Annotated in this window: 18 protein-coding genes and 3 tRNA genes; 13 read left to right on the top strand and 8 right to left on the bottom strand. The window is 43.3% G+C overall.

Annotated features, from left to right (window positions below):
• Positions 1 to 140: 140 nt before the first annotated feature.
• Positions 141 to 212, bottom strand: a tRNA-Arg gene (locus VR862_RS07390).
• Between the two features lie 102 nt (positions 213 to 314).
• Between VR862_RS07390 and VR862_RS07385 the strand changes: the two genes are divergently transcribed.
• The 4 genes from VR862_RS07385 (at position 315) to VR862_RS07370 (ending at position 3,034) form a co-directional block, all read left to right on the top strand.
• Positions 315 to 1,010, top strand: a complete 696-nt coding sequence (locus VR862_RS07385; protein WP_324720313.1) for a DUF2490 domain-containing protein — start codon at positions 315 to 317, stop codon at positions 1,008 to 1,010.
• 110 nt (positions 1,011 to 1,120) lie between these two features.
• Positions 1,121 to 2,044: a DUF1028 domain-containing protein gene (locus tag VR862_RS07380; protein WP_324720312.1), complete on the top strand. Its 924-nt coding sequence runs from the start codon at positions 1,121 to 1,123 to the stop codon at positions 2,042 to 2,044.
• Positions 2,045 to 2,050: 6 nt separating this feature from the next.
• Complete coding sequence (locus VR862_RS07375; RefSeq protein WP_324720311.1) at positions 2,051 to 2,416, top strand: hypothetical protein; 366 nt, start codon at positions 2,051 to 2,053, stop codon at positions 2,414 to 2,416.
• A gap of 93 nt (positions 2,417 to 2,509) precedes the next feature.
• Entirely contained in the window at positions 2,510 to 3,034 is a 525-nt protein-coding gene (locus VR862_RS07370; RefSeq protein ID WP_324720310.1) for an HD domain-containing protein, read from the top strand.
• Between the two features lie 190 nt (positions 3,035 to 3,224).
• Here VR862_RS07370 and VR862_RS07365 read toward each other — a convergent pair whose 3' ends face one another.
• Positions 3,225 to 4,781: a M20/M25/M40 family metallo-hydrolase gene (locus tag VR862_RS07365; RefSeq protein WP_324720309.1), complete on the bottom strand. Its 1,557-nt coding sequence runs from the start codon at positions 4,779 to 4,781 to the stop codon at positions 3,225 to 3,227.
• Positions 4,782 to 5,035: 254 nt separating this feature from the next.
• On the opposite strand from VR862_RS07365, the gene proC reads away from it, so the two are divergent.
• The 4 genes from proC to VR862_RS07345 all read left to right on the top strand — a co-directional run bounded on the left by proC (position 5,036) and on the right by VR862_RS07345 (position 8,291).
• Positions 5,036 to 5,842, top strand: a complete 807-nt coding sequence (gene proC, locus VR862_RS07360) for a pyrroline-5-carboxylate reductase (RefSeq protein ID WP_324720308.1) — start codon at positions 5,036 to 5,038, stop codon at positions 5,840 to 5,842.
• A gap of 209 nt (positions 5,843 to 6,051) precedes the next feature.
• Positions 6,052 to 7,857, top strand: a complete 1,806-nt coding sequence (locus tag VR862_RS07355; protein ID WP_324720307.1) for an AMP-dependent synthetase/ligase — start codon at positions 6,052 to 6,054, stop codon at positions 7,855 to 7,857.
• A 140-nt stretch (positions 7,858 to 7,997) separates the two neighbouring features.
• Positions 7,998 to 8,071 (top strand) — tRNA-Asn (locus VR862_RS07350).
• Positions 8,072 to 8,217: 146 nt separating this feature from the next.
• Positions 8,218 to 8,291: transfer RNA gene (locus VR862_RS07345), tRNA-Asn, on the top strand.
• Between the two features lie 390 nt (positions 8,292 to 8,681).
• Here VR862_RS07345 and VR862_RS07340 read toward each other — a convergent pair.
• Together VR862_RS07340 and rseP are read right to left on the bottom strand one after the other, a co-directional pair.
• Complete coding sequence (locus VR862_RS07340; RefSeq protein WP_324720306.1) at positions 8,682 to 10,088, bottom strand: bifunctional metallophosphatase/5'-nucleotidase; 1,407 nt, start codon at positions 10,086 to 10,088, stop codon at positions 8,682 to 8,684.
• A 113-nt stretch (positions 10,089 to 10,201) separates the two neighbouring features.
• Positions 10,202 to 11,575, bottom strand: a complete 1,374-nt coding sequence (rseP, locus tag VR862_RS07335) for an RIP metalloprotease RseP (protein WP_324720305.1) — start codon at positions 11,573 to 11,575, stop codon at positions 10,202 to 10,204.
• A 154-nt stretch (positions 11,576 to 11,729) separates the two neighbouring features.
• On the opposite strand from rseP, the gene VR862_RS07330 reads away from it, so the two are divergent.
• The 3 genes from VR862_RS07330 to feoB all read left to right on the top strand — a co-directional run bounded on the left by VR862_RS07330 (position 11,730) and on the right by feoB (position 14,846).
• On the top strand, positions 11,730 to 12,416 hold the full coding sequence (locus VR862_RS07330) for an SCO family protein (RefSeq protein WP_324720304.1): 687 nt from the start codon (positions 11,730 to 11,732) through the stop codon (positions 12,414 to 12,416).
• Positions 12,417 to 12,516: 100 nt separating this feature from the next.
• Positions 12,517 to 12,744 carry a FeoA family protein gene (locus VR862_RS07325; protein WP_416384492.1) on the top strand — a complete coding sequence of 76 codons (228 nt, stop codon included), beginning with the start codon at positions 12,517 to 12,519 and terminating at the stop codon, positions 12,742 to 12,744.
• 2 nt (positions 12,745 to 12,746) lie between these two features.
• Positions 12,747 to 14,846: a ferrous iron transport protein B gene (gene feoB / locus VR862_RS07320; protein ID WP_324720302.1), complete on the top strand. Its 2,100-nt coding sequence runs from the start codon at positions 12,747 to 12,749 to the stop codon at positions 14,844 to 14,846.
• Between the two features lie 153 nt (positions 14,847 to 14,999).
• On the opposite strand, the gene VR862_RS07315 is transcribed toward feoB, so the two are convergent.
• From VR862_RS07315 to VR862_RS07305, 3 genes are read right to left on the bottom strand one after another with little or no spacing between them, the layout of a single operon-like run.
• Entirely contained in the window at positions 15,000 to 15,395 is a 396-nt protein-coding gene (locus tag VR862_RS07315; RefSeq protein WP_324720301.1) for a hypothetical protein, read from the bottom strand.
• A gap of 60 nt (positions 15,396 to 15,455) precedes the next feature.
• Positions 15,456 to 16,277, bottom strand: a complete 822-nt coding sequence (locus VR862_RS07310) for a ZIP family metal transporter (RefSeq protein WP_324720300.1) — start codon at positions 16,275 to 16,277, stop codon at positions 15,456 to 15,458.
• Positions 16,274 to 16,936 carry a metal-dependent transcriptional regulator gene (locus tag VR862_RS07305; RefSeq protein WP_324720299.1) on the bottom strand — a complete coding sequence of 221 codons (663 nt, stop codon included), beginning with the start codon at positions 16,934 to 16,936 and terminating at the stop codon, positions 16,274 to 16,276. Before VR862_RS07305 ends, VR862_RS07310 begins: the two co-directional genes overlap by 4 nt.
• Positions 16,937 to 17,036: 100 nt before the next feature.
• On the opposite strand from VR862_RS07305, the gene VR862_RS07300 reads away from it, so the two are divergent.
• Complete coding sequence (locus tag VR862_RS07300) at positions 17,037 to 19,325, top strand: TonB-dependent receptor (protein ID WP_324720298.1); 2,289 nt, start codon at positions 17,037 to 17,039, stop codon at positions 19,323 to 19,325.
• A gap of 16 nt (positions 19,326 to 19,341) precedes the next feature.
• On the opposite strand, the gene VR862_RS07295 is transcribed toward VR862_RS07300, so the two are convergent.
• Entirely contained in the window at positions 19,342 to 20,070 is a 729-nt protein-coding gene (locus VR862_RS07295; protein WP_324720297.1) for a TerB family tellurite resistance protein, read from the bottom strand.
• A 147-nt stretch (positions 20,071 to 20,217) separates the two neighbouring features.
• Between VR862_RS07295 and VR862_RS07290 the strand changes: the two genes are divergently transcribed.
• Entirely contained in the window at positions 20,218 to 20,628 is a 411-nt protein-coding gene (locus VR862_RS07290; protein ID WP_324720296.1) for a BrxA/BrxB family bacilliredoxin, read from the top strand.
• Positions 20,629 to 20,718: the final 90 nt, after the last annotated feature.

Here is a 20,718-nt window from a genome sequence, read left to right as displayed (position 1 = left end):
TATTAGGAGTAGAGGTAAGAAGAATTAACAAGGTCTGAAACTTGAAGTAACAATAGAGGCTCAATGGTCGTCATCCGGTCGGTCCAAAAAAGAAATGCCCTTTTTGGAAAGGGCATTTCAGAACATTTTTGATTTTGTTGTAGCCTCGCCAAGAATCGAACTTGGATCTAAAGTTTAGGAAACTTCTATTCTATCCATTGAACTACGAGGCCAAAATGGCTCACAAAAATAAAGGCTTTCGTTAGAAATAAAAAGCAAATTTCAATTCATTCTGACTTTACATCCTGATATTTTAAATTTGCCGAAAAACTATAATGAACAGATATCTCTTTACCACCATCTTGTTTAGCCTCTTAATATCTTTTTCTTCAATGGCCCAAATTGACGAAGATCAAACCGGGGCCTGGTATATGTACTTCTGGAACACGGGATTTGGGGAAAGTAAATGGGAAATACAGGGAGATGTTCAGTACCGTAACTGGAATTTAGGAGGCGATCTTGAGCAATTGCTCCTTCGCGGTGGTCTCACCTATTCACCTGATTATGCAAACGCAAAGTTTACTCTTGGTTATGCCAATATAACATCGGGGGAATTTGGAGAAAGCGATGCGACTTCCGGGGAAAGCAGGATCTATCAGGAAGCCTTGCTTCCGCATAAAATAAGTAATAGGTTCTATCTTACCCACCGTTTTAGATATGAGCAACGCTGGGTAGAAGATCAGGATTTTAGAACAAGGTATCGCTATAACCTATTTGTAAACCTGCCTCTAAACCAACCTAATCTTGATAAAAACGCCATTTACCTCGCTCTTTATAACGAGATCTTTATTAACGGCCAGCGTGAAATAGGAGATAACCGGCGTGTTGAACTCTTTGACCGGAATCGATTTTATTCTGCATTGGGTTATGCCCTAAAAAACAATCTGAAAATACAGGCAGGTTATATGACGCAGACTACAGATAATGTGAGCAAAGGCCAGCTGCAAATAAGCCTGCATCATACCTTTTAGTTTATTTGCGGGGAATACTTATCTTTAGACTCTAACCCGAACCTGAAGACATGATCCGCATTTCTATTTTTTTCTTGTTGCTGAACATTACAGCAGCTCAATCTCAGGAAATGAATATTAAAAAAGATGCATTTGCACATACATATTCCATTGTAGCACGGGATGCCGAGACCGGAGAAATGGCGGTGGGCGTACAAAGCCATTGGTTTTCTGTGGGATCTATCGTGTCCTGGGGAAAATCTGGTGTAGGGGTGGTGGCTACACAGTCCTTTGTTAATCCGGCATATGGTCCCAAGGGATTAGAGCTTATGGAACAAGGTAAAAATCCCTCGGAAGCCCTGGGAATTTTATTGGCTCAGGATGAAGGAAAAGAGTATAGACAAGTGGCATTTTTGGATACCTCAGGCAATACTGCTGCTCATACAGGCGAAAATTGTGTTGAAGCTGCCGATCATATCACCGGAGAGAACTATTCGGTACAGGCAAATATGATGCTCAACCAAACCGTAGTACCTGCTATGCAAAAGGCTTTTTTGGAGCACAAAGACCTGCCATTGGCAGAACGGGTGTTAAAGGTCCTACAGGCTGCAGAAGCTTCGGGTGGTGATATTCGCGGAAAGCAATCTGCCGCTATAATAGTCGTAGGTCCCGAAAAAGTTGAGAATCCGTGGGAAGAAAAGAAAATCGACCTGCGCGTGGACGATCATGAGGATCCACTGGTAGAACTGGAGCGACTTTTAAAAGTAGCCCGTGCTTATGAATATATGAACAGGGGTGATCTCGCTATGGAAGAAAATAATGTTGACAAAGCCCTTGAAGAGTACGGTAACGCCATGCAGCTCTTCCCTGAGAATTTGGAAATGCAGTACTGGACTGCTGTAGCCCTCGCCAATAGCGGAAGAATGGATGAAGCCAAACCTATTTTTGAAGCAGTATTCGCAGAAGATGAGAACTGGAAGGAAATGACCCGCAGATTGCCTTCTGCCGGTCTACTTACTATACCACAAGAAGAATTGCTAAACCTTATAAAATAATTGAAAATGAAAAAATTGGGACTTAATTACATCATAATCGCCCTTGGCCTGATCCTGATGGTCTCCTGCAAGGATGAAGAAAAGACTGCTGAGACTACTCCGCAGCAAACTTCTGAAACCACTGCCGAAGCTGCAGGAAGTGGAGAAGTGAAAGTGAACCCGGCACACGGACTGCCAGGTCACAGGTGCGATCTACCCGTAGGTGCGCCCTTGACTGCAAGTACCGGCAACACTCCAAATTCTACCACCACAACCCAAACGCCGTCTACTTCGGTTTCTCCAATTAGAGTTGACCAAACACCAAAGGTGAATCCGCCGCACGGGGAGCCGGGACATGACTGCTCAATTCCTGTTGGGTCTCCGCTGAAATAAAGGTGTTCGAAAATATCATTTTAGGGGCTGCACTTGTTGCAGCCTTTTCGTTTTTTACTACTTCTGAAAAAATCTTATTTTTAGAAGAAAACTATGGAAAAAGAAGCCCTGGAGTTTGCTACAAAAGCGCATGGGGAGCAAATGCGGAAGTATTCTGATGAACCATATATAGAACATCCAAAAAGGGTGGCAGAGATCGTTCGCTCAGTTCCTCATACTCCCGAAATGATCTGCGCGGCTTACCTGCACGATGTAGTTGAAGATACGCCGGTTGAAATAGGGGAAATTGAGCAAAAATTCGGAAAAAAGGTTGCCGGTCTGGTGCAGGAGCTCACAGATGAATACATGAAGGTTAATTATCCACACCTCAACCGGAGAACCCGCAAGGATAAAGAAGTGGAACGACAGGCCGGGATGAGTAAAGAAGCAAAAACCATAAAACTAGCCGATGTTATTGATAACACGCCCGATATTGTAAAGAACGATCCCGGCTTTGGCCGAAAGTACCTTTATGAAATGGAAAAACTTACCCGCGTTCTTGTGGACGGCGACAAGGAACTTTTTGAAAGAGCGCGCAAGGAAGTTGCCGAAGGTAAAAAGCAGCTCAATATGAAATAGAAAAGCTGCAGAAAATCTCTTTTTTGGCACTTTAGGTGCAATGAGTTTTCTACAGCTTTAAAAGATTACCAAAGTCCTTCTTAGTAAATATACGTTGGTCCCTTAATGTTCCCGATCAGAAAGTCGAAAACTTTGGTAGATCTTGCAGAGTAAAGAAGTCTTGGTTCTTGATTCCAGGCTCTTGGCTCTCCTAATCCACTCCTCCTCTTCTGTTAGGTGAACGCGGTTCCGGCCAGGTCATTTGTTCTCCCGTACGCGGATTGTTCGGCAACTTGATTTGTTCCCTGGAAGTCTGTTCATCATCCTCACTTGCCATATAGGCCAATACAGCTGTAAGAATGACGTTGTTCCTCACATCGTCGAACACGATCTTATCATAGGTGTCCCTATTCGTGTGCCACGTATAGTTCCAGTAGGACCAGTTAAGGGCACTAAGATTAAAGGCAGGAACTCCCGCGGCAAGGAATGATGCATAGTCAGATCCGCCACGACCGGGTCTTCCGGGGAAGTTCGTCTCAATATGATCAGATACAGTATCAGGTACTTTTGAAAGCCAGTCGCCCAGGTAATCATAGGCATGCAAAAAGCCGTTTCCCGAGATACTCACTACTCTTCCCGTTCCGTTATCCTGGTTAAAAACCGCCTGGGTATTTTTAACGATCTCAGGATGATCTTCAACGAAGGCGCGAGAACCGTTGAGGCCCTGCTCCTCACTACCCCATAATCCTACAATAATGCTTCGCTTCGGGTTTGGATAATGCTCCTTCAAAATTCTCGCAGCTTCCATCATTACAATGGTTCCGGTACCGTTATCGGTTGCTCCTGTAGCCCCATCCCAGGAATCGAAATGTGCAGAAAGGATCACGTATTCTTCAGGTAGTTCAGTTCCTTCAATAGTGGCAATGGTGTTGAAAGTCGGCACCATTCCAAGATCCTTGGATTCTGCAGTCACTCTTATTTTTGGTTTACTTCCGTTTTCGGCCAGCCTGTAAAGCATAGTGTAATCTTCAAGCGCAAGATCCAGGGTAGGAACTTTTTTAGTGTAGGCTGCAAAAACCTTATTTACACCAAACCCATCAGACCAGTTGGAAGTTATGACCCCAACCGCACCGGCTTTTTCCAATGCAGCAGGCAGGGTGCGGGAGTTATATCCCATGGTGCGGAATTTATCTCTCCATGCCTCCGTTTGCTCCCTGCGCTCATGTTTCATTTTTTCCATTGAAGCTTCGGTTGCAAATTCTTCCCAGTTGTAATCCGGTCTTCCGGTTGGTTCTTTCATGGAAATGAGCACGAATTTACCTTTTACATTGGGCAGCCAACGCTGAAATTCCAGAGAATCTGTAACGGTTTCAGGAAGAGTGATAACTTCTGCAGTCACAGGTTTTTTTCCTGTTGACGGACTCCAGGCGAGTTGCCTTCCCTCAAGAGTCTGCACGCGGGGTTCGATCATATCAATATGAGTTATACCACGTTCCCAGCCGCGCCATTCGCCCCACTTCTGCTTTTCCGCAGGAATTCCCCAGCTCTCAAACTTTTGTACCGCCCAGTTATGTGCATTATTCATTTGTGGTGTACCTACGAGCCTTGGGCCAATACTATCCAGCAACTGATGCGCCAGTTGCTCCAGATGTGAATTTTCTTCGGCTTCCCGCACTATATCCTGAATGACCTCATCATTACTTTGTGCAAAGGAAAGTTGTCCTGCAAACAACAGACACAGGAACCAAGTTCCTGAAATTTTTCTCATGTTTTTCTAATTTAAGTTCAGTTTGTCCCAAATATATTTAATTAAAGCCATATTTCCTCCTCCTGAAACTCTGTAAATACTGACGGTTTTGCAGGTTTTTGACGAATTGTCGGTTTCTATGGATTCCGGTGAAAAATTCAGAAAAGCTGATTATCAAAAGGCTAGGGCTATTTATTGAAAGAAAATTCAGAATAAATTATTGTCCCGGGTAGTCCTGTACAGTCTTTGCACAAAAAAGTCAAAATATTAAAGTAATGAAAGTTTTAGTTATTGGAGGAGGAAATATGGGCCTTACCTATGCAGAAGGAATGGCGTCATCAACATTTTTAAACCGGCGAAAGCTGATGGTGTACGACGTGTCACCAGATAAAATCGTCCTGCTGAAAGACATGGGGCTTTTTGATGTAAAGGAAAAACTTGAGGATGCTTTGCCTGAGGCAGATATGATATTTCTTGCCGTAAAACCTTACCACAGCGAAGAACTGTTTGAGAAAATGAAACCTATGATGAACGAGGAACAAATAGCTGTTTCTCTTATGGCCGGGGTTACCATCGAAAGGATCCAGGAGGGACTGGGAATTAAGAAAGTAGTGAGAGCAATGCCAAACCTGCCTGCACAGGTTGGGAAAGGCGTTACTTCCTATACGGAAAGTGATGAAGTTTCGAGAGTGGAATTGCTTATGGTAAGAAACCTTCTCGACACCACAGGAGAATCCATACACGTAAAAAATCAGAATTATATCGATGCCTCTACCGGGATTTCGGGAAGTGGACCGGCATATGTCTTCTACTTTATGAACTCTATGCTGGAAGCGGCCTTAAAAATGGGCTTTTCAGAACACGATTCCCGGGTACTTGTTAGTCAGACGTTTGAAGGGGCAGTTGAACTTTTTAACCAGAACGACCTTTCCCCAACCTTGTGGATGGACAGGGTTGCTTCAAAAGGTGGAACTACCCGGGCCGCCCTCGACTCAATGGACGATAATAATGTAAAGGAATTGATCAAAGAGGCAGCCTACGCTGCTTTTGACAGGGCTGTGGAACTTGGAGAAGAGAGCTAAGAAAACTAATAGATCTTGATAGCCGGCATGTTTGTTAAAAACTGCCGGCTTTTTTTTGCATAAGATTTTAATATTGATATTTTGAGATGCAGCTCACCTAAAGAAGACCTGTGGATGTAGTGGAATATGGCTTATATATGATATTTTTGCCTTTTCCTGCCGGAACGACCACTTGCCGCAAGGAAATATAATGTTTCAGATCTTAATATATGGAAGACCAAATAGTTATTAAAGAACCTAAGCGCCTCTTCGATTGCCTTGACTATCAGCTTCAGAATTTTCCCCTACCCGATATGCTTGCAGCCAAAGAAAATGGGAAATGGAAAAAGTACAGCACTTTGGAGGTGAGAAAAAAGGTAAATGAAATAAGTGCCGGTCTCCTAAAAATGGGATTTTCGGGAGGTGATGGTAGTATAGAAGGCAAGGACAAGATTGGGATCATTAGCCAGAACTGCCCGGAGTGGATGATGGTAGATATGGCAATTCAACAGATCGGAGCTGTTTCTGTTCCGGTTTATCCAAATATTACCAGTAATGAACTAAAGTTTATTCTTGAAGATGCCGGGGTGAAATTAATCTTTGTTGGAGATACCTCTCTTTATAAAAAACTTTTAGACATAAAAGATGAACTTCCGGCGCTGGAACAGGTATTTTCATTCAAGAAGGTTTCAGGAATTCCTCAAGTGCAGGATTTGCTTACTAAACCATCACCTGAGTTACAGCTCGAATTAGAACAGCTAAGAAATTCTGTTCTGGAAACCGATCTTGCGAGCATACTTTATACTTCGGGCACAACCGGAACTCCAAAGGGAGTTATGTTGTCCCACCGCAATATCGTTAGCAACTCCCTTGGTGCGGCCGATGTTATTCAGGAGGTGGGGATGAAAGGAAAAAGAGTCATAAGCTTCCTGCCTCTCAACCATGCGTTTGAAAGAATGGCTACTTATTGCTTTTTCTATAGCGGGGCAGCTGTATACTATGCTGAAAGTATGGATACCATAGCTGCGAATCTCCAGGAAGTGAAACCCACTCTTTTTACCACAGTCCCGCGCTTACTTGAGAAGATCTATGAGGGAATTCTCGCAAAAGGAAATGAATTAACGGGCGTGAAAAAAAAGCTCTTCTTCTGGGCACTGAACCTGGCAGAGAACTTTGAGATAAATAAGTCAAAAAGTTTAAGTTACAGGTTGCAGCTTGCACTTGCCAATAAACTTATCTTTAGTAAATGGAGAGAAGCACTGGGTGGCGAAATAAAGTCGATAATCACCGGTGCCGCGGCTTGCCAGGTGCGTTTGCTGAAAATATTCACAGCTGCTGAAATTGTGATCCAGGAGGGATATGGTCTAACAGAAGCCTCTCCAATCATTAGCGGAAACCGCTATAGTGAAGACAACAGGATGTTTGGAACAGTTGGACCACTGCTTAAGGATGTAGAAGTCAAAATTGCTGAAGACGGGGAAATTCTATGTAAAGGTCCCAACGTCATGATGGGCTACTATAAACGTCCGGATCTTACTGAAGAGGTCATGGAAGGAGAGTGGCTGCGCACAGGTGATATAGGAAAAATTATAGATGGAAAATTCCTGAAGATTACAGATAGAAAGAAAGAATTGATAAAGACCAGTGGCGGAAAATTTGTAGCACCTCAACCCATTGAAAATAAAATGGTAGAAAGTCCATGGATCGAACAGATTATGGTCGTGGGGGAACTGCAGAAATTTGTAGGTGCTTTGGTGGTACCGGCTTTTGAAGCCTTGAAAAAATGGTACCAGGAACAGGAGCTTCCCTATCCCGGAAATGATAAAGTGCTTCATGCCGCAGAGGTTCGCCAACTGATAAGTGAATCTGTGAAAAAATACAATCTGCATTTCAATCCGGTAGAACAGATAAAGAAATTCAATTTGATCCCAAATGAATGGACAATAGAGGGCGGGGAATTGACTCCAACGCTCAAATTGAAGCGAAGAACTATATTGGTGAAGTATCAGGATTTTGTGCAGAGTATTTATAGTTGATAAAATCAGGAAGAGAATTATATAAATCTCCACCTGAAGAAAGGCAAGAATTTTTTTTAAAGAAGTGCAATTTTTAATTCTTTCCTTAGTGAAATAGAAATTTTCAACTATATTTGCAACCGCAAAAATGGTTGCGACATTCCTCCTTAGCTCAGTTGGTTAGAGCATCTGACTGTTAATCAGAGGGTCCTTGGTTCGAGCCCAAGAGGAGGAGCAAAGTTTTAATGTGAATTTTCTTTGGGCGATAAGCCTGTGCCGAACGAAGCTTGAAAAGCTGAGTCGAGGTAAGCCCAGGAGGAGAAGCAAAAATAAAAAGGGTTTTAGTGACCTTTTAAAATGACACTAAAGACATACTGAAATTCCTCCTTAGCTCAGTTGGTTAGAGCATCTGACTGTTAATCAGAGGGTCCTTGGTTCGAGCCCAAGAGGAGGAGCAAAAAAGTCAACTGTGAGGTTGGCTTTTTTTTGTTTAAGACGAATGCTTCCCTGTTAAAGAATTTTTTATTCCAGGAATAAAACAGACTCTGGACCTCACTAACTCCTAAGTCGTTCGCTTACGTATTAAGCTTATTTTTTCAAACATTCCTCCTATTCAAGAGCATATGGTCACAAAAGCCTGTTGCTCAACATCCGGCACCTACCGTTACTATGAATTACCCTTCGTCGTTCTCAGTAGTTTTTGCTTTTCTCCCAGACAAAGAATGCGGTTTTCTCTGATCCTGTTTTTCTTAATGGTTCAGGGAAAGAGAGCTTTTCACAAGACAATCATCCGCTTTTTTAATTGTTATTAATTTCCTTTTTATAGCGCCTGGTTTAAGAAGAAATTATATCCCACGATTGCAGCCGTCATAATCTATTATCGACTGGTGTTGCTGCAAGTAATCGATTAAATATTCCGCAGTGGTCTTCTCGTAAGTTGTAGTGGGCTGCTGAAAATCCTGGGAATAAACGTTAGAGATATAGTCATTAAGAGCCACTGAAATCTCTGTGTTATCGGACATATTACTGCCATTGGCTGCAATCAATTCTTTCCTGCCGTTCCTGTTTTCAATTCTTATCCCCGAATAGGCCAGAGATGGCGCGTAAGAAGAATTTAAGAAGTCCTCCAGTTCTTCAACCGTCATGGTAAAGGAATCCAGACCGTTTTGAAATGGGTCAATGGTATAGATATCAAAAGGAGTGATACTTCCATAATCCAGTTGTGCCCGTACGCCGCCGTAATTCTGAAAAACAACGTCGGCCCCTGTCAAAGTGCGAATGGCATCTGTGTAAAAACAGGCAGTTTCTGCAGTGTTGTGGTTTTGAAGAGAGGTTCCTATTTCCACAAAAAATTCCGGCTGATTATTGTATTCAGCTATTAAATCTTCCATGACATCATCAGTTTCCGTCACCTGGTCAAGATATATCAGTTCATGGGAATATTCAGTGATTTCGCCATCCTCCACTGTCAGGTTTAATTTTGTAAGTATCTCTAAATTCGAACCCGATTGCACCATGTATCTCCCGTTCACTTTTTCACTATAGACCCGGTGGTTGTGACCTCCAACAACAAGATCGACAAAATCATGCTGTTCCAGGATCATTCTGTCTCCCTCTCTTCCGTAGTGCGTCACAGCAACAACCAGATCGGCAGTCATGACTCCCGAATCATTGCGATACTTGCTCATCGCATTCACACCTTCAGAAAATTCAAGCCCCTGAAGCTTTTTTGGGTGGGATAGCGGCTTATTATCTGCCGATCCTGTTTCTACCACACTTATAAAGGCGATCTCAAAACCATCCTTTTCCAGCATCAATTTTCCCTGCGGAATGGTAAAGCCTGAAGAACTGCTCTCCAGATTTGCACATAAGAACGGAAACTCAGAATCCTGCATCCTTTCCTGAAGCACTTCCTGCCCATAATCGAATTCATGGTTTCCAAGGGCACTCACATCCACTCCCGCTTTGCCCATTAGGTCTACAATAGGGAAACCTTTTTCCGGATGGTAATCAACTATGGGGTTTCCAGAGAAAATATCTCCACCTGAAAGAAAGAACACCTGGGATTCGGTTTCTTTTTCCTTGTCAATGATGGCTTTGATCTTTCCGAAATTGTGGATCCTGCCATGAGGGTCGTTAATAGAGAAGATAACAATATCTTCAGATTGCGGCTCTACTTCAGGCGGAGCAGGATCAACCGGCTCATCAGAAGAACAGGAAACTAATAAAAGAATACCTGTCAAAAATATCATTTTCCGAAGGTGTTCCGCAGCTGAGCTTGAAAAGGTTGTATTCATGGAAAAGTAAAAAAAACAAAGGCCAAAAATATCATTTTTTGGCCTGGTATGTTTAAAAAAACTTTGTCTTACTCGAAAAGCCAGCGATAGATATCATTTCCGTTAGCGAAAAGTACAAGTGCGATAAGGATCACGAAACCTACCAGTTGGGCGTACTCCATAAATTTCTCGTTTGGCTTTCTACCTGTCACCATCTCATACAGCAAGAAGACTACGTGACCCCCATCGAGCGCAGGGATAGGAAGAATATTCATGAATGCAAGAATGATGGAAATAAAGGCGGTGGTCATCCAGAATGCCTGCCAATTCCATGCATCGGGGAACAGACCTCCAATAGCCCCAAAACCTCCTACCTGGGTAGCACCTTTTTTAGTAAAGACATATTTGAACTGCGCCACATAATCGTGCAGCGTCCAGTAGGCCAGGTCAAATCCTTTCGCAATACTTTCAGAGAACGAATAATACTCTCTACTCACTTTTATGGAAGATTCGGCATCCACATATACTCCCAGATTGCCTTCTTCATTGGGAGTTAACGTAACTTCCTTTTGATTTTGTGCCAGGGCTTCGGCTTTCTGCTCATCCAACTCCACACTCTCAAATTCTCCATCCCGACTATATACCAGCCTCAACTCTTTATCTTTACTGCGATCTACCTCCCGGGTCATTTGATGCCAGTATCCAATCTCGATATCATTTATAGAGATGATCCTGTCTCCCTTTTTTAGACCTGCACGAGCTGCAGGGCTGCCGGCTACTACAGAGTCAAGCACAGGGATGGTCATTGGCACAAAAGGTTGCATAACCCCTTCCTGGAACATTTGAGAACCAATATCGGCAGGAACAGCAATAGTTTCCTGCTGCCCGTCCTGGTGTTCTACTGTGATGTTCTGCACATCCCTTAGAAAAAGGTATTTGTTGATATCAATACTGTTCTTTAAATCTTCCCCATTCACCTGCAGTACCTTGTCTCCATCCCTAAAACCAAATTCCTTGAAGGTATCATCTACCGCAAAACCGTTTGGCATATCTCCAGGTGCGATATAAGGGCTACCCCAGGTGAATACAACCATCATGTAAATAAAAAATCCAAGGACAATGTTTACGGTCACCCCGCCCACCATCACAATCAAACGCTGCCATGCCGGCTTACTGCGGAATTCCCAGGGCTTTGGGGGCTGCGCCATTTGCTCCTTGTCCATGCTCTCGTCGATCATCCCGGCGATCTTCACATAACCTCCAAGCGGAAGCCATCCAATCCCATAGACCGTATCTCCAATTTTCTTCTTAAAAAGGGCAAATTTCACATCAAAGAAGAGGAAGAATTTTTCTACTTTGATCCCAAACATCTTTGCCGGAATGAAATGCCCGAGTTCATGAAGAACAATAAGAATGGATAAACTGAGTATTAATTGAAGTGCTTTTATAAAAAAGGGATCCATATAAATCTGGCTAAATTAAAATCGCACAAAAGTAACCTTTTAAAGGTTCAAACAAAAGTTTAAAGTTCAGGTGGTTCAGGATCAATAGATTTTAAGATAGTAGAGAGTGAAAAATGACGTTTTAGAATCGTAATTTTGTCGTCAAATTAAGATTATGCTCAGCTTCTTCGCTAAATATAAGTTCTTCGGAATTTTTCTTTTTGTGCTTTCGGCGATCATTATTACGATCATTTATAATGTTCTTAAGCCTGAAGAAAGACTTCCTGTTTTCCAGCCCAATATGGTAAACAATGAGCTGGTGGATTCCACTATGCAGGAAGTGCGAAAATATCACACAATTCAGGAATTTGAGCTTTATAACCAGAATGGTGATACTATTACACGGGACTTCTACGATGGTAAGATCTATGTTGCCGATTTTTTCTTCACGACCTGCCAAACCATATGCCCTATCATGACAGATCATATGCTGGAGATACAGGAAAAGCTGAAGGATGATGACGATGTTCTTTTGCTTTCCCACACCGTGATCCCGGCTTACGACAGTGTTCCGGTTTTAAGACAATATGCCGATGAAAAAGGTGTAATGGATGAAAAATGGAATTTGGTGACCGGAGACAAGAAAGAGATCTACGACCTGGCAAGAAAGTCATATCTCGCTGCAAAATCTGACGGGGACGGCGGACCCTTTGATATGATACACACAGAAAATTTTGTACTTGTCGATAAGCAAAAAAGGATAAGAGGCTTTTACGACGGCACAGATCCTTCTGCAATTGATGAGCTCATGCAGGACATCGAGATCCTGAAGCAGGAAGGCCGCCAGGCCGATCCCAATTAAGGAAAGAAATAATAAATTTTTCTTTTGTGGGCGCAAGTTTTCGTAAGTGTATATTTTGCCTTATTTTTGCCTTGTTTAAAATCAATCTAAATAAAAGTTGATCAAAACAATTGCCGATCTTAGAAGGGGCCAGAAGGGCATCATTAAAGAGATTTCAGCTGAAAAAATTCCGCTAAAGCTTCTGGAAATGGGATGTCTTCCCGGCAATGAAGTCGAGCTGGTGCAAACCGCTCCGTTTAGAGATCCCCTTTATCTGAACATTAACGGCAGCCACCTGGCAATAAGAAAGGAGACCGCCCTGCATATTGAAATAGAAATTCTTCCCTAGTCATGGCCAAACAAATAAATGTTGCATTAATTGGCAATCCTAATACAGGGAAGACTTCCGTTTTTAATCAACTTACAGGACTAAACCAGCAGGTGGGAAACTATCCCGGCATCACGGTCGAAAAAAAAGAAGGTATTTGTAAGCTTCCCCGGAATATCAAAGCGCACATACTTGACCTTCCCGGTACCTACAGCCTTAATGCCTCCTCTCTTGACGAAAATGTGGTCATCGAACTACTGCTGAACAAAAATGACAAGGATTACCCCGATGTAGCCGTAGTAGTAAGTGATGTCGAGAATCTTAAGCGGAATCTTCTGCTTTTTACTCAAATAAAAGATCTTGAAATTCCCACCATCCTGGTCATAAACATGGCCGACAGGATGAAGCGCAAGGGAATTTCAATTGATGTTCCTGCGCTGGAGAAGGAGCTCAAAACAAAGGTGGTTCTGGTAAGCGCCCGCAAGCGAACCGGGATCGATGAGCTAAAGGAACATATTGTTAACTATAGACATATCTCAACAGAGCCCTGCCTTAATGCGTCCTCTATGGACCCGCAGTATTTTGACAGACTGCGGAGTGCTTTTCCCAATCAATCCCTGTACAAACTGTGGCTGGTAATTACCCAGGATGTCAACTTTGGAAATGTCAACCGCAAGAATGTTTCCATCAGGGAAGATTTTGTCACCAAAGACGAGAGCACCCTTAAAAGAATGCAGCAAAAGGAGACGATTCTTCGCTATCAGTTCATCAACAATGTCCTTAAAAGAACGGTCACTGTAGATGTTAGTGCTGCTAAGGGGCTAAGGGCGCAACTGGATAAGGTCCTCACCCACCGGGTTTGGGGTTATCTTATCTTCTTTGCTATACTTTTACTAATCTTTCAGGCCATCTATGACTGGTCCAGCTATCCAATGGACTTTATTGATGCAACCTTTGCGAAGCTGAGTGAAGTGACTCGTGATGCAATGCCCCCGGGACCTTTTACAAATCTTATTGCTGAAGGGATCATCCCGGGCCTTGGAGGAATCGTAATTTTCATTCCGCAGATCGCTTTTCTCTTCCTGTTCATTTCCATTCTTGAAGAGAGCGGCTATATGAGCCGGGTGGTCTTTCTTATGGACCGTACCATGCGCCGCTTTGGCTTAAGCGGAAAAAGTGTGGTGCCACTGGTATCAGGAACCGCATGCGCTATCCCTGCAGTGATGGCCTCAAGAAATATTGAGGACTGGAAGGAGCGATTGATCACCATCCTCGTAGTGCCTTTCACCACCTGTTCTGCCAGGCTTCCGGTCTATCTCATAATCATCGCACTGGTGATTCCGGAAAAATCTTTTATGGGCTTTAACCTTCAGGGGCTGACCCTTATGTTATTGTACCTTCTGGGTTTTTCCATGGCCATAGGCTCAGCCTGGGTTTTGCACAAGATATTAAAGATCAAAAGCAGGTCCTACTTTGTTATTGAAATGCCCAATTATAAAATGCCCATGTTCAAGAACGTAGGAATAAATGTGGTGGAGAAGACCAAAGCCTTCGTTCTGGGTGCAGGAAAGATCATCCTGGCGATTTCGATTATTTTATGGGTTCTCGCCAGTTATGGACCGGGAGATAACTTTAGCAATGCCCGGGAAATTGTGGAGGCGAAATACAGCGAGACCACTTTACCAGAGGGGGAACTGGATGACCTCGTTGCTTCTTATAAGCTGCAGCATTCTTACATTGGTAACATTGGAAAAGCCATTGAACCCGCAGTTGCACCTCTTGGCTATGACTGGAAAATAGGAATTGCCATTGTGAGTTCTTTTGCCGCCAGGGAAGTTTTCGTTGGAACTCTAGCCACCATATACAGCGTGGGAAGTGATGAGGAGGAAACAATAAAATCAAGAATGGCATCGGAGACCAACCACATCCTGGGAGGACCTTTGTTCACCTTTGCCAGTGGAGTAAGTCTTTTATTATTCTATGCTTTTGCAATGCAGTGTATGAGTACCCTGGCTATTGTAAAAAGAGAGACCAACACCTGGAAATGGCCGGTGTTGCAATTAATCACCATGACAGCTATAGCCTATATAGCCGCCCTGGTCGCATTTCAAACTTTGAACTAGCATTATGGAAATTCTTCAGGAAATACTCGTCTTTATAACTTTCTCACTAGCGGTGGGTTATATGTTTACCAAGTTCGTGTACAAGCCAAAGTTCATCTTTGGGGGCAAGAAGAAATCTGGGAAAGCCTGCGGCACAGGCTGTGGCAGCTGTCATTAACCTTCGCTACCGAATTCTGCGGAAATACTTAATCGATAATCTTCAGGAGCAATAGGTTTTGTTGCTTCAGGATAAGGGCTTAGGTTGTAAACCTGAATCCGGAAATCTTCAGAAACAGGAAATTCTCCTCCTGTCCCCTGTATCACCACTTCTTTTTCAAAATATCTACCATCGAAATGTATCCCCAGAACGAGCTTTGCTTCCCCGGGCCAAATACAAGTGACGCCTTTGGGACAGCGGGAATCTGATTTTACCCCGATAAACTTGACGGAAGATCCACCAATTAAAAGTTCCCGACCAATTTCAAGATTATTGATCATGTCATGATTTTCCTGCGCAATGAGCGGGACAGTCAGCAGGAAAATAAAAATAGAAGACAGTTTCTTTCTCATATTATAAAGACGAAAGAATGTCATCTATGTTGCATCAAGAAGGAAATTTTTATCTACCCTCTAACCAAGTCCCACATCCAGGGTCATCATCACCATAAATCCTCCTATGAAGCCCATGGTTGCAATATCTGTGTATCGATCCTGTTGGGCTTCGGGGATTACTTCTTCAACCACTACAAAGATCATGGCACCGGCTGCAAAGCAAAGCGCGTAAGGTAAAATTGGTTCAAAGGTAAGGACAGCCATTGCTCCCAACACCGCAGCAATTGGTTCTACTATAGCCGATAATTGACCATAGTTCCAGCTCTTCCATCGACTCATGCCCTGCCCTCTCAAAGGCATAGCGACGGCAAATCCTTCAGGGAAGTTCTGCAATCCTATCCCCATGGCAAGAGCAACGGCACCTCCTATGCTCGCTCCTTCCAGTCCCATTGCTGCCCCTCCAAAAAGGACTCCAATGGCCAAACCTTCGGGAATATTATGCATCGTAATTGCGAGGGTGAGAAGCACAGATTTATGCCAGGGAGTCTTGACCCCTTCCTTTTCGGCCATTTTGAAGTTGACATGTAGATGAGGCAGCACCTTATCCAGTCCAAAAATGAAAAATGCTCCCAAACCAAAGCCAACTACTGCGGGAATGACCTTTACAAAACCTTCTCCTTCACTCATTTCGATGCCCGGTGCAAGCAGGCTCCAAAAACTTGCCGCGACCATCACCCCTCCGGTAAATCCAAGCATTCCGTCAAAAAGAGCCCGATTCATCTTCTTAAAGAAAAAAACCAGAGATGCTCCTAATGCAGTTAGACCCCAGGTAAAAAGCGTGGCTAAAAAAGCCGCCAGTACAGGATCAAGAGATTCAAAATATGCGATCAAATTATTCATGATTCAGTGGGTTTTACAAATAAATTGGTGGAAATGCTTTTAGAAACTCGCAGCTCATTTTCATTGACCTGAATCAAAAGGGAGTCATCATATTCTTCGCGCTGCACTACTTTAATAGGTTTCCCAAGGGTGATCTCGTTCTTATCGAGGTACCTTAAAAACTCGGTGGAAGAATCTTTTACTCCAACACAAATCCCCGACTGCCCCTCCGAAAGGTCGCTTAATAGCATCTTGTTCGAGATCCGAAAATTTCCGGCTGCATCGGGAATGGGATCTCCATGAGGATCCCTTTTTGGATGCCCCAGAAATTTATCGAGTTCATCGGTAAGTTTTTCGGACTTGATATGTTCCAGTTGTTCGGCGATATCGTGAACCTCATCCCAGGAGAAATTCAGTTTCTCGACCAGGAACACTTCCCAGAGGCGGTGTTTTCGAATTACTTCTATGGCTGCGTGTTTTCCATTTTCACTCAAATGAACACCCTGATATTTCCGGTATTTCACCAGGTTTTTATCAGAAAGCTTCTTCAGCATATCTGTGACAGACGAAGCCTTGGTCTCCATTTCTTCAGCCAAAGCATTAGTACTCACTCCGGCTGAATATTTCTTTTCTAAATGGAAAATGGCCTTCAGGTAATTTTCTTCGGAAAGGCTGAACATAAAAGTTTATTTTTACGGATCAAAATTACATTTTTAAATCTTCATAAACAATTTTTAGCCTTGTCTAAAAATAGTTTATACCTTTGACAAAAATTGTGTTGTGAGAATCTTGTTGATCATTTTTGTCTTCTTCACTCCCTATAGTAATCAGGCGCAGACCGCGATGATTTCCGGAGAGATCCTAGCTAATGGGGAGCCGGTTCCCTTCGTCAATATTTATCTCGAAGGAACAAAAACGGGAACCACAACGAATGAAGAAGGACTTTTTACGATGGAAGTTCCTTTAGGACATCACGAATTGATCCTACAGGCTGTTGGTTATAAAACACAAAAACACCACCTGGATATCATAAATTCCGAACCACAGGTAATGAATTTCTCCCTACAGGAAGACGTTACAGGTCTGGACCAGGTGGTAATTTCTGCAAGTCGTAACGGCCAGCTTAGACATACCGCTCCCGTCATTGTTTCAGTTACCTCGGCAAAAGAATTTAAAGCCACCCAGTCCATTAGTCTTAGTGAAGGTCTCAATTTTCAGCCAGGTCTAAGAATGGAAACCAATTGCCAGAATTGTGGTTTTTCTCAGGTACGAATGAACGGCTTAGACGGAGCTTACTCCCAAATCCTCATTGACAGCCGTCCAGTTTTTAGCGCCTTAAATGGGGTGTATGGGCTCGACCAGATCCCGGCGAATTCTATAGAAAGAATAGAAGTAGTTCGTGGCGGTGGTTCAGCCTTGTATGGATCGAATGCTATTGCAGGCACCATAAATATAATTACCAAAGTTCCGACCGAAGATTATTTCGAAGTAGCAGGTAATTTGGCTGCTATAAATGCCGAAACTAGTGACAAGGCCGTAACTTTCAATGGAACTGTTCTAAGTGACAGTTATAACGCAGGATTAAATGTCTACGGAATGTTCAGAGACCGAAATCCATACGACCATAATGGAGATGGCTTTACCGAACTCACACAGGTCGAAAATAAAACCTTTGGATTTAAGTCATTTTACAGGCCTAATGACAGAAGTAAATTTAGCCTGGACTTTCATACTATTCATGAATTCCGCCGCGGTGGGAACAAACTCGCTCTCCTTCCTTTTGAAGCCGATATTACAGAACAGATCGAAAGTGATGTCATAGGCGGTGGCCTCACCTACGAAGCTTTTTCAAAAAGTGGAAATTTGAGATATTCTCTGTACAGCACAGCACAGTTGTCCCGCAATGACAACTTTTACGGTGGGAAGACTGGAACACTGGAAGAAAGCTTAAGAGGTTATGGAAATTCACTGGACAACACGTACCTGCTGGGTTCCCAGTTCTCCTTTGATCAGGAAAACTTTTTTGGCTCCACAGCGACCTTAACTGTTGGAAGTGAGTTCAAGAACAACCTGATGAAAGACCGAAAGCCGGGCTACAATGCATATGTCGACCAAAACCTGAACATTCTTGGTTTCTACGCTCAACAGGAATGGCAGGCTACAGAAAAATTAAAAGTTCTCGGTGGTCTGCGGGCAGATCTTCATAATGCGGCAGAGGAAAATGTCATTTTTAATCCCCGATTGAATCTGCTGTTTGCTGCAAGCGAACAATTGCAGTTTCGAACCAGCTATGCCAAAGGTTTCAGAGCACCACAAGTATTTACTGAGGATATCCATGCCAGGATCGCTGCCGGGGAAGTAAGTCTAGTCCGGTTCTCTGATAACCTTATTTCGGAAACCTCTCATAGTTATCTGGCTTCCGCGGAGTGGAGCAAAACTACTTTAGATGAAAACTACAGACTTACTTTCGAAACCTTCTACACCAGGCTCAAGGACCCATTTATTCTTGAAAAAATTTCTGAAACTGTATTTGAAAAACGCAACGGCGAAGGTGCAGATGTCTACGGAATAAACCTGGACGCTGTCTTTGCTCCCAATCCCGATTGGATCTTACAGCTTGGAGGGACATTGCAGCGAGCCCAGTACGATTCCCCTGTACAATTTAGTGATGATCCTGATGCATCCTTTGAAAATGCTGAAAACTTCTTCAAGTCCCCCAACATCTACGGTAATTTTATCCTCACCTATGCTCCTGTCAAGAACTGGCAGAACAATTTTTCCGGCGTGTACACGGGCAGCATGTATGTGCCGCATTTGGCAGGATATATTGCATACGACCGACTCGAAAAAACTGAAGATTTCCTTGAGGTGAATTTTAAAACAGCCTACATCTTCGAATTATCTAAAGGATTTCAGCTGGAATTGAATCTTGGAGTTCAAAATATCTTCAACCAATATCAGCAGGATTTTGATCGCGGTGTAGATCGTGATGCGAATTACGTATACGGACCTTCACGACCCAGAACAGCTTTTATAGGTGTAAAATTCGGGAGTAAATTGCTTCAGTAAAAATCATTTTTGGAGCCTAAAATCCCCTCTCCTTCTGGATCTTTTCGTAGGCTTCCTGTACTTTCCTGAATTTTTCTTCGGCTCCCTTGATGTATGCCTCATCCATGTGCTGAATCTTATCGGGGTGATATTTCTTGGCCATGGTCCTGAAAGCCTTTTTCACCTCGGCATCTGAGGCCGATTTGTCGATCTCCAGGATCTTATAGGCATTGTCGGTGGTTTGGAAGAACATAGCATAAAGACTTTCAAAATCCTTTACACCTATACGCAGGTGGCCGGCGATCTGTCTAATTTTACCTGCTTCGGCCTGGCTCACGCTGCCATCGGCATTGGCAATACTAAAAAGAAAATGCACTATCTGTAATCGCGCTGCATACTGAGTTCGGGCGACAAGAAATTGTGAAATACGCCTTTCATCCAGTTGCCGGTCCTTAACCACTTCATTGAAGGTGCGAAAAACAGCATTGGCGCGTTCCTTTCCGTAAGCCTGCACGAAATAGTTGCGCACGTAATCCATCTCCTGCTGGCTCACTTTGCCGTCGGCTTTTATGACAATTGCCGAAAGAGTAAGAAGATGAAGTTCAAAATCACCGGGCGTGACACGTTCTTCTTCAGAAAACATTTTAAACCCTCCACTGCGGGAAGAGGTGAGAGCATCTATAATGCTGCCAATTATAAAACCAAGGATAGCGCCACGGGCTCCATAGAACATAAACCCGACAAAGGCGGCAAACCACTTAACCATTCAAAAACATTTGGGCCGCAAAGATAACATTTAAGACGGCAAAACTTCCCCGTTTTGGAACCTAAGCCGGTTTATGTGCTTAAAATTTATGCTCTTAGTTTAATTTGTATCTTTGCATCTTTAGTTCTAACAATAAAAAATTGATATATGTATCCACCGGAATTAGTGAAGCCAATGCGGGAAGATCTTACCAGCATTGGGTTTGAAGAATTACATACAGTAGAGCAGGTTGATGAGGCAATTGCCAGAAAAGGAACTACCCTGGTGGTGGTGAATTCTGTTTGCGGTTGTGCCGCTGCAAATGCCCGCCCGGCTGCAAGAATTAGCCTGCAGAACAGCAAACGTCCAGATCACTTAGTGACAGTTTTTGCAGGAGTTGATCGTGAAGCTACCGAAAAGGCGCGGGATTATATGGTTCCATTCCCTCCATCTTCTCCTTCTATGGCTTTGTTCAGAGATGGAGAACTGGTACACATGCTGGAAAGACATCATATTGAAGGTCGCCCGGCCGAGATCATTGCCGATAATCTTACTGAAGCATACAACGAATTCTGCTAAGAATTCTTCGGAAGAAAATTACAATGAAGGCTGCTCAAAAATGGCATTTTTGAGCAGCCTTTTTTATTGCCCTTATTTATTACAGATCAC

Source organism: Salinimicrobium aquimaris, from assembly GCF_035607535.1.
Lineage (GTDB): Bacteria > Bacteroidota > Bacteroidia > Flavobacteriales > Flavobacteriaceae > Salinimicrobium.
Note: the sequence above shows the minus strand (reverse complement) of the source record. Positions and strands in the feature narration are given on the sequence as shown.